The organism is Halomonas sp. AOP7-E1-9 (genome assembly GCF_052376035.1).
In the GTDB taxonomy this organism is placed as follows: Bacteria; Pseudomonadota; Gammaproteobacteria; order Pseudomonadales; family Halomonadaceae; genus Vreelandella; species Vreelandella citrativorans.
In genome coordinates this window covers 84,388-94,300 of record NZ_JBQSVC010000013.1, presented here as the reverse complement: position 1 = coordinate 94,300, position 9,913 = coordinate 84,388, and the positions used below count along the sequence as shown (strand labels likewise).

Genomic DNA, 9,913 nt, shown 5'->3' with positions numbered 1-9,913 from the left:
TTTTGCCGTTGCTGGACGCGCTTTCTGAAGGCGGTTGTCGTCGAGAATGGCCGACTTCCAAGCAGCATCATCAACGTCAGCCAGCAGCAAATCCGCCACGATGCGGCTCTCGCGCACCATCAGCGAGCCGCCGATGAGGTCAGAGTCGTAGTGGAAGTCATGGGAATCAGTATTCACAAAGGCCATATGCTCTGGTTAATTCGCAATAGAAGCACCATTCAGATGTTACGTTTCTGACTTGGCGCAAAAAATTATAATAGTTAATTTACTTTAAATAGCCGTATACCCTGTCAGCCCAATGCTGTATAGAATTAGAATCTAATAAATTATTTTTAGATGAATCAGATTTCGGGTGAGGTATCCGATCATAGTGATTTTTAAACTTATCATCTAGGTACTTTCTGGGCCATACCAAAGAACTTTTAACCAATTTCTTTTCCAGCTGAGATAGCTTTTTCGCCCAATCAAAGCCTATACTTGGCTGCTTTAATAATAGTGTCGAGAGCTTAGTTTTGTTATCGAATGTATCGATCTCCAATAGCATAAATCTCTGCTTCTCTATACTTAAGAGTCGAAATGATAAACAACGTGGATTGCCATTTACCAGCAAGTGTTTTGAAAAACCAGCTATTTCTGGTAATCTCCTGATCTCTGAATCCAATAGTACGCACCCTTTGGCTTCTAAGATTTCCACCATTTCAGCGAAAGCTTCAAATCTATGGGTGTAATGGTGGAGGTCGTCGCTCTGATCCTCAACTGCATCAAACACCGCAGCCGATAACTGCCCTTTAATAGTCCGCTCATCAGTACTGACCTCAGACTGGTCGAGATCTTGAGCTTCTGCTGGTTCAGATACACTTGAGGCGCTAGCAGATCGACGAGACCCCACACCCATTCGAGTTGTATGCGCAGGGTTAGCAAAGGAAAAACTCACACTAGGTAATCGAAATACTCGCTCTTTACCTTCAGTTGAGGGATCTTCGTCATCATCAATCAACTGCTGCTCTGCAGGAAGTGGAGTGTTTTCGGCTCCTACACCTTTACCTGGCACCGGTGTTCTAAAGCCAGGATCATAGAACTCTATGTACTCTGGCCCACTACTCACCAGATTTTCTAGACCATGAATCTCGTAAACAAAAAAAGCTCTACGCTCACGATCAAAGTGCCCACGCATGGTAAGTCGTACGTTTTCCAATGCCGGCGGAGCAAAACGGAACTTCCAGCTTCTGTGATTTCCATTATCTTCCCCTTCTTTTAGTTGATAGTTCGCAATACTCTCGAAAGAATTACGGGCGTTCTTGTCTAAAAGGATCCAAGCGAGCAACCGGCGCAATTCGTGACTTTCACGCGCATAGATGGGCAAAGAGCTGGTCGGAAGAATGTTTATCTTGGCATAGCCTTCCGGTTCATCTTCCTGAACGTCAAACTCCTCATTCAGTCCACCTGGGACCATAGCTAAACGGCTCAGGTATGCATAATGAAAGAAAAGGACCCGAGCCAACTCCAGCTGGGGCAAGTAGTAGGTAACGCCACCATCCTCAAAGTAGAAAGACCATTGATCTTTATCCTCCCGGTTAGCAACTGCAGGAATTGGACAGTCACTTATTCGTCGATGCTCCCACTGGGTTGCATCTCCTATTTTTATATTGGCTTCATACCCTGCAGGCTTCCGCTCTTCTATTGCGTTCAGCACACGCCGCCGAGCCAAAGCCGTTAGCTGAGAAATAGCTAATGACTCCTTCTGCTGTTTAGGCTGAAACTTAATACAAACTCTCCAGTCCGAGCTATCAAGACGGCGCTGAAACGAGCCAATTGCTTCAACGACACTGTCGTTTTTGATTCCTTTGAACTTCATCTTGGCCTGCTTCCAGTCGTTTCAGATATTTCCTTGCTGGCCTGGTGAGCCTTTCTTCACTCAGCCCAGAGCTACGCAGAACACGCCAGCGAGGTGGGTAATCATAGAGATTCTTCAATTCTTTATTGGCGTTGTTGATCCGCCGGATCTGGTACTGATCAACGCTTTCAGCAACTTTTACCAGAAGATAAGCCGTTTCAGGCAATAAATGCAGCTTCTTTTCCAGTGTTGAGCTGTTCCCAAGACGTTTCAGAAAAAAATTTCTAGAACGCCGAGGTCCGGACTGGCTAGACTGTAGAAAACGAATAATATTTTTGAGCTTCTTCAGATATTTCTGGTCACGCTGCTGCCAATCAACCCGAGGTTTTCTTTCCCGTCTTTTCAATAACTGGTGATCACTATTAACCCGTATAAGCCAGAATCGGTCATATCGGTACAATCGAGCATACAAGGCCGAACCTAATTGCCTTGCTTCTTTAGGGCTGTGTAGCACCAACAGGCCCATCCATTGCTGTTGGTCTGGGGTCAGTTCAGTCTTTTTTTCAACGACATCTCTGTCCAACTGAAAAGCCGGTTTTTCAATCAATATCTGCCGTACCGACGCGAGTATCTGGTTGATGCTCCACCCCTTAGGCAGCAGTGCATCATGAACAACCAAGTGCTGAAGATAGCTGAACGTCCTTCGGTGCTTACGAAATATTGAGCGAAGCCAGAAAGTCTCAGCTTCATCTCCAGAACGGAGCATCAAGTCATAGCGTTGAAGGAAATCTGGGGACCAGTTTGCTAACACCTTGGCATATATAGCTGAGTGGTCAATCTGATATTGACCACGAGTAAAGCCATATTGCTCAGCAAGAAAATAGTAATGCCGTGACCACTGCTCAAAACTCGGTGATACTTCCACCTCTTGGCGTAGCAGCTGCTGAACTTGTTTCAATATTAGCAAAGATTGCTTACAAGCTGGCTTCTGAGGAAATAACGGACAGGCTTCCGGTGATGCTGCATGGTAACGATGCCGCTTTATCAGAGGACGTATAAGCGCTGTATTCAATAATTTTCCGTGCCTCTCGCAGCACTCTACACCAGCCACCTGCCATTCACGCTTCCAGAAATACTCACCAACATCACTTCGCTGATTTTTTAAACATCCTGGGCAGTATCGAACATGGTCCGGAACTTTAACAATAGAGGCCGTTACCCCCATAGCGAGGTGTATCGCGCCTTGAGATTCATCAGCCATCCATCCCAAGCAACGTTTTCGGCGCTCTTCGGGAATAAACGGAGCATACAGCGGAAACAGAGTGTGCAGGTACGCTATGGCTTCCAAGTCATAGTCCTGCGGCAGCCAGCGCACAACCTTTTCCAGTTGGTTAGGTAAGTCCAGCGTTGCGATGATCTTACGGTTACCGTAGACCTCATCCAGCAGTTGTTTAGGGCTGGTAATCCCATGTCGTATCCCGGCTCTGGCAACCATGCTATACAGCAACTCTTCTGAGTATGGGAGCGGAAAGTTCAACATACCAATGGCCTCCCTATACCTTACAAAGATGCAGCCAGTTTTGCGTATCGAAAACTACTCCTGACTGCTCCAGCCCATCTAACATTTGCTCTTCATTGGCTGCCTGAGAGTGCATAAACCTGAGGTCATCGGAGTCGAGTGTGTTCCAAATACTGGGTTTAGCAGTCGGTAAGTTCTTTTTTCTAACAGCAGGTTCAGGCTTACCCGTCGATTGATACCAGTTCAATATCATGGGCATAAGATCCCTGACCATCAGGTTAGAATATTGCTCAAAAGCTCTTTCAATCAATGGTTCAAGCAAATCCGATTCATAGCCCATGTCTACCAACATGTTATGCAATCGTATTGCCTGCTCGTTACCTCGATAGAGGCTCGCTTTTCGGATTTGATCCTTGCTGGATTCAAGAAGGTTACTGAGTTCCAAGATTCTCATGTCGACATCAGGAATCGTCAAATCGGAATACCGTGCTATTTTGCTCGGGTCACCGGACCGCAGGGCTTCGACCATTGGATGAATGGGTTTCAATTCATCCCGGTACACGGCTTTCATGATACTGGGTGTAATGCGCTCGGTACCGGTCACAACTGCGCGGATTTGGGATAGCACGAACAGTTTGATCACTACATCCATAATGCCCTGTGACAGATCGAACCACAATTCCCGTAGCTCCGCTGAAATCTCCTCACTGGCTTTGGTGAGCCACTGATATTTCCAAAGCTTATTGGTGAACGCTCCCCATTCTGTACGCAAGATATTTTCTGCTGAATCAGCCTGGCTAAGAGGTTCCCAGAGAATGGAGCCAAATCCGGCACCTCTTCGTGCAGAACGTAAATCCATTTCAAAAATAGGCCGTGCCTTGGGGGTACCAACCATGACGACCGGGATTGAGATCTCGTTCACCAGAGTCACAAAAAAGTTCAGCATCTTTTCTGCCCCACCTGACGCCCTCAGACTTAAATGCTGAATTTCATCTATCACTAATAACCCGATTGCATGGGTATTTGCCAAGTGAGACATCATGGCTATCAAAGTCTCGACACTATGTCGTTTCTCAACGTAGCGCTTGACGTAGTTGGTGGCGAGAATTGCATCAATTTCACGGAAAAAATTGTGACACAGGCTTTTGAGAGACCCATCATGTGGGCAATCAATTTTCAGGAAAACAATCTGGATAAAGTTGTATTCTGGGTGATGAATCAACTGGGGATAGGTTGCCAGAATACGGTTCAGAGAGCTGGTTTTCCCTGAGCCAGAGCAGCCAATAAACGCGAGACTTTTTGCTGTCGATTCCACATGATCAAAGCGAAATGCTGATAAATCCCCTTGCATAATCCGCTCGTAGCCATTCTGAACATGAGTGGCAAGGTCACCTGTCGCCAGGTTTCTGCCAACGTATCCCTGCCGTAGCATGATCGAGATCTTTGATTCTAATTCTATATGACGTGCTAATGGTTGAAAAAAACTATCCAGAAGCTGGGAAATGACATGTATTCTAGTCTGCCCGTCCAAAAAAATGTCCGCTGGCCGGTGTTCAATTTTTCCACCTAAAGCTGCTCTTAGCTGCTTACGTTCGAGAATTGGGGGCAAAGCCTCTATCAGCGGATTAGCCTGGTAATGGGGAACACATGTTTCCCGATAAATCGCATTCACCATACCTGAGGGCAGAGTCATTCATCATCTCCAAACAGGTCATCAAGAAAGTCAGGAAAAGAACCATCATCAGGCTTGCCATGCAGATAGGTTACGTCAGATTTAGTTGTATTACTGTCAGGTTGCCTAACTTTTTTCTGCTCAGCCCTCTGAGTATCGCGTTCCTGCTTACGATTATCGCGTATACCCCTGACTTTCTCTGCTTTGGATTGTTTAAACCCGCTAGGGCGTGAACGTTCAGCGTCCTTGATTGTTTGACTGATCAGATTTTCAAGATTTCGCTTGCTTGTGGTTTCAGCAACCTGTGCAGAGCTGGCAGCTTGCCGCTGCTGTTCCTGACTCGCCCAAAGCTCCCACATCGTCTTATCTCGATATTGGCGTGAACGATCTGTCAGATAGCACACCCAGTATTCCGAGCTACCTTCTTCGGGAAAAAGATAGATATTGTCAGCAACTGCTGGGTCATAGGCCGCATACAAGTTGGTTACTCTGTGCTCTCCATTACGATGCAGCCAACCAGATGCCAATAATTCCTTGGATGTGTAGTAAGCACCAAAACAGCTCACACCCAAATCAGATAAATAGGCTTTTTGTCTTGGTAGCAAAGCAATGCGCAGAGCTTCTTCAGAAGCAGCTCTTAATCTTCCGGTCCGATTTTTTATTCCCCAATTCCAGATATTGAGCGGGGTTAGCGCCATATCACTGGGCATATCTGAATTACGATCATACTTCGGCAATATTGCGTTCTGATTCCGGTGCAGAATGGAAGCCAACATGATTCGAGTAAAATCATCCATGGTCAGCGTTGCATCTAAACGATAGTCTTTACCGCCCTGCTTTCTGACTCTACTACCAGTAACTACACCCGGTGCAAACGGTTTAAATTCAGCCTGCAAAGTGCGGAAATAGCGCTCAACTATGCCTTTTGCATCACCGCGGTATGGCGGGGTATTTTCGATTCGGACGGCAAAGGCTTTTTCCAATGACTCAATCTGATGGCCCAGCAGCTCACCTCGGTCTGCCAAGATTGCATCCGGTATTCCGACCGTAGGCCATTGCTCTGGTGTGATTTCGAAACCGTAGTGACCGCATAGCTCAGTTTTATCCAGCATGGATGTGGCCAAAGCATGCATTGCTGTCACATATGAAGGGTTTTCCAACCCTACATAGAAGCCGGCTACCATGCGGCTGAAAACATCTACCACCACATACAGAGTAGGACGACCAATGATTCGTTGTCGATCAGCAGATAACAGGTAAATATCTGCAATCGTCGCATCAATTTCATACCTAGAGCCGGGCCCCAGTACCCCTGTTGTCGCAGTTCCTATTAGTGGACGGATATCTTTTTGGTAGGAGATTTTATTTGCCCTGAGGCGAATGCGGTCCGCATTTCCATACTCTCGGCGGTAAAAATATCTTATTTGATCCAGCGTTGGATAATCTTCAGGTCGTACATTCGGATTGGCTGCCTCGAACATATCGATAAATCGTCGATGGGCGTATGGCAGAGAGTGCCCCTTATCATTGACGTAGTGACGATCAAGCACCAAGCGGAACATCTTTTCGATGGAGGAATCGACAGTAATTCCCGTACCCGGCGAGATTTTTCGGGGCCGACCTAATTTCTTCTTAGAAATTTTTTTTTGACCCCTTCCTCCGGACTTCCAGTAATCAGGTAGCAGTGCGTTAGGCATCGTACCGCGCTGCCAGTACTGCCGAAGGTTTTTATAAAGCGATTTTCTCGGTTTTCCGGTCTCATCGCTACGCGACTGGACTAATCGGCCCCGACCCCTGCGGTAAAAAACTTCTTCGTCAGCGAGCAAAGGGGCAATTAATTCATACCTCTGATCTCGAATTATCTGGGATTTACTGCCACGCTCCACAGATAGCGAGGCGAGTTCCTGATATGGATCCTCTGTCCGGCGGAGTGTTTCATCAAATATCCAGTGTTCAATCTGAATCGTCGTGACCACCTCCGGCCAGGATTTATCCGAGTCAATATTTATCCAGATAGCATGCTGTCCCGCCAGCGCCAATATCCGGTACCGGTCTTGCCCCAGCTCAAAGACGTCATTGATTCGCAGCATAACTAGCCCTCAGTAACGCGACATTATCAACCACATGCAGGTCTTGTGAGATCAGCTTGCTCCATGGGATTGATATATCAAATATCAACGCTCTTAAAGCCGCTAGCGCCCGTAATCGAGCAAGCGATGTCCCCGGCTCAAGCGAGTAAGACTGGTCAACCAGCATGCCTATCTCCGGAAGCCTGGTGTTCGGATTTTGTGCCAATATATTGGCGTAGACCGGCATGCTCTGAAACAACACTTCCATACTTTCGCTGTGTACTCGTGCCGAGTAAAGCAGATCCAGATTTTCCATTATGGTGCGAGGCATCTGCTTCTCAGTTATCAGATACCAGGGGATACCTTTAATTTTCCAATACCGGCGCTCAAGTTCGAGCTTTTCGACAGTTCGTGGATCCATCAGGTCAGAGGAAACTTTTACCTGGATGGCCAATCTCTGTGGCCCGGTTGGCATGGAAAGATCAACGACCAAATCGCTAGACATGACCTGATGGAATCCCCCTGCCTCAGGGTGGCGAATGCTGGCTTCCTCTGCGAGTGATAGGGTGTCTTCTATTCGGAGAGGAAATTGCTCGCGAATGTCGGTGACAGAGGGATTCCATTCAAGCAACAGGAAAGCTGCCAGTTCTGCATCGGAGAAGAAATGATGGGTTCGCCCTGTAAGGTGACCCATCACGCGGTGCGAACGCCCCTTGGAGGATAGATCTCTGACCGTCAGCCAAGGCCGGTAATCCTTACCGCTGCCTTTGCCGCGCTCTTCTTTGATCCATTTTTCAGTTTTCTTGTCAAGTTTGTAGTTGGCCATTCTCTATTGCTCCCGAGGAGAATAGCCTAACCTTGCCACATCGACCAAAAGTTACCAACTCTTTTACCTTGTTACCAACTTTATTGCCTTGTTACCAACTTTATTACCATCCCACACCGTTTGATACCAGCCGGCAGTGGTTTACTCGACCGTCACGCTTTTCGCCAGGTTACGCGGCTGATCGACATCGGTACCTTTAAGCACTGCGACGTGGTAGCTCAAAAGCTGGAGAGGAAGCGTATATAAAAGCGGTGCCAAGGCTTCGTGAATATGCGGCAGCTCAATGACTCGGATATTGTCATGCGGCTTGATACCCACGTTCTCATCGGCAAATACAAACAGCTGGCCGCCCCTGGCACGGACTTCCTGCAGGTTGGATTTTAGCTTTTCCAACAGGTCGTCATTGGGTGCGACGGATATCACCGGCATCTCGCTATCTACCAGCGCCAGCGGGCCGTGTTTAAGCTCACCGGCTGGGTACGCTTCTGCGTGAATATAGGAGATTTCCTTAAGCTTAAGCGCGCCTTCCAGTGCAATCGGGTAGTGCGCACCACGGCCCAGGAACAGCGCATGGTGCTTTTCAGCAAACGCCTGGGAGAGCTGCTCAATCTGGCTGTCCAGGGCCAGTACTTGTTGGCAAATATCAGCAAGCGAATGCAGCGCCTTCACAATACCTGCATGCTCTTCCTGCCCCTTCGCTTTGCTTATCGCCAGCGTTAGAAGCAATAGTGCCACCAACTGAGTGGTAAACGCTTTTGTGGAGGCAACGCCAATTTCCGGGCCTGCACGGGTCATCAGGGTCATATCTGATTCACGCACCAGGGAGCTTCCCGGTACGTTGCAAATAGCCAGCGAGCCGACATAGTTCAGAGTCTTGGCAAAACGCAGTGCCGCCAGCGTGTCAGCGGTTTCACCCGACTGGGAGAGCGTTACGAACAGCGTATCGGAAGGTACGACCGGGTGGCGATAACGATACTCGGAGGCCACCTCAACCTGTACCGGCACGCTTGCATAACGTTCGAGCCAGTAGCGGGCCACCATCGCCGCGTGATAACTGGTGCCACAGGCAATGATATGGACCTGGCGGGTTTTCTGGAATAGTGCCTGAGCATCGGGGCCAAAGCTCTCGACCAACACACTGTCCGCGCTCAAACGCCCTTCCAGGGCCGCCTCAATCACGGTGGGCTGCTCGAAGATTTCTTTAAGCATGTAGTGGCGATAGTTGCCTTTGCTGGCAACACCATCGCCATGCTCAAAAACGTGTACCGACCGTGTTACTGAGCTGCCATCTTTATCGACAATCCGGATAGTCCCCTTTTCGCTTAACTCGACCACATCGCCTTCTTCCAGATAAATAAAGCGATCCGTTACTTGTAGCAAGGCAAGCGGGTCTGAGGCTAAAAACGCTTCCCCCATACCCACACCTACCACCAGCGGGCTTCCCTGACGTGCACCTACTACTATGCCCGGCTCCTTGACACTCATAACGCCCAGCGCATACGCCCCGCCCAGACCATTCACAATTTGCTGGGTTGCCTCAAACAAGCTGAGACCACTCTGCAACTTGTCCGCTAGCAAATGCGTAATGACTTCGGTGTCGGTTTCCGAGCTAAACGTATAGCCACTTGCCTGCAGCGTCTCTTTTATATATTCGTAGTTTTCAATAATGCCGTTATGCACCACGCTGACGTAGTCACCGCTATGGTGCGGGTGGGCATTGGCTTTTGAAGGCTTTCCGTGAGTTGCCCAGCGCGTGTGAGCAATCCCTGACGCTCCCGGCAGCGGTGCACTATTCAGCTCGTTCTCAAGGGCTACGACCTTACCCACTGCGCGATGACGAGTAAGCTGGTTATGATCGTTCAACACCGTCATGCCCGCTGAATCGTAACCGCGATACTCCAAGCGCTTAAGCCCTTCCAACAGTATGTCTTGCACGTTACGTTGCGCTACAGCAGCGACGATGCCACACATAAACCGTTCTCCCAGGATAAAT

The 9,913-nt window shown here is 48.4% G+C and carries 7 protein-coding genes; all 7 read right to left on the bottom strand.

Annotation, left to right across the window (positions count from 1 at the left end; translation table 11 throughout):
• Positions 1-186 (bottom strand): BrxA family protein (locus tag ACT3R4_RS09615; RefSeq protein WP_496201212.1); only part of this gene is annotated, 186 nt, incomplete at its 3' end.
• Between the two features lie 79 nt (positions 187-265).
• The gene (locus tag ACT3R4_RS09610; RefSeq protein WP_441678632.1) at positions 266-1,855 is read right to left on the bottom strand and encodes a Tn7-like element transposition protein TnsE; all 1,590 of its coding nucleotides are present in this window, start codon (positions 1,853-1,855) and stop codon (positions 266-268) included.
• Positions 1,818-3,374, bottom strand: a complete 1,557-nt coding sequence (locus ACT3R4_RS09605) for a TnsD family Tn7-like transposition protein (protein ID WP_441678634.1) — start codon at positions 3,372-3,374, stop codon at positions 1,818-1,820. The genes ACT3R4_RS09610 and ACT3R4_RS09605 overlap by 38 nt, the downstream gene beginning before the upstream one ends.
• A 13-nt stretch (positions 3,375-3,387) precedes the next feature.
• A complete protein-coding gene (locus ACT3R4_RS09600) occupies positions 3,388-5,046 on the bottom strand; it encodes an AAA family ATPase (RefSeq protein WP_441678635.1) in 1,659 nt (552 codons plus the stop codon).
• On the bottom strand, positions 5,043-7,115 hold the full coding sequence (locus ACT3R4_RS09595; RefSeq protein WP_441678636.1) for a TnsB C-terminal domain-containing protein: 2,073 nt from the start codon (positions 7,113-7,115) through the stop codon (positions 5,043-5,045). The genes ACT3R4_RS09600 and ACT3R4_RS09595 overlap by 4 nt, the downstream gene beginning before the upstream one ends.
• On the bottom strand, positions 7,099-7,920 hold the full coding sequence (locus ACT3R4_RS09590) for a TnsA endonuclease N-terminal domain-containing protein (RefSeq protein ID WP_441678638.1): 822 nt from the start codon (positions 7,918-7,920) through the stop codon (positions 7,099-7,101). Before ACT3R4_RS09590 ends, ACT3R4_RS09595 begins: the two co-directional genes overlap by 17 nt.
• Before the next feature lie 141 nt (positions 7,921-8,061).
• Complete coding sequence (glmS, locus tag ACT3R4_RS09585; protein ID WP_441678640.1) at positions 8,062-9,891, bottom strand: glutamine--fructose-6-phosphate transaminase (isomerizing); 1,830 nt, start codon at positions 9,889-9,891, stop codon at positions 8,062-8,064.
• Positions 9,892-9,913 lie beyond the last annotated feature (22 nt).

Coding starts and splice junctions, on each gene's coding strand:
- ACT3R4_RS09610 (WP_441678632.1), bottom strand. CDS start 1,855: ATGAAGTTCAAAGGAATCAAAAACGACAGTGTCGTTGAAGCAATTGGC.
- ACT3R4_RS09605 (WP_441678634.1), bottom strand. CDS start 3,374: ATGTTGAACTTTCCGCTCCCATACTCAGAAGAGTTGCTGTATAGCATG.
- ACT3R4_RS09600 (WP_441678635.1), bottom strand. CDS start 5,046: ATGACTCTGCCCTCAGGTATGGTGAATGCGATTTATCGGGAAACATGT.
- ACT3R4_RS09595 (WP_441678636.1), bottom strand. CDS start 7,115: ATGCTGCGAATCAATGACGTCTTTGAGCTGGGGCAAGACCGGTACCGG.
- ACT3R4_RS09590 (WP_441678638.1), bottom strand. CDS start 7,920: ATGGCCAACTACAAACTTGACAAGAAAACTGAAAAATGGATCAAAGAA.
- glmS (WP_441678640.1), bottom strand. CDS start 9,891: ATGTGTGGCATCGTCGCTGCTGTAGCGCAACGTAACGTGCAAGACATA.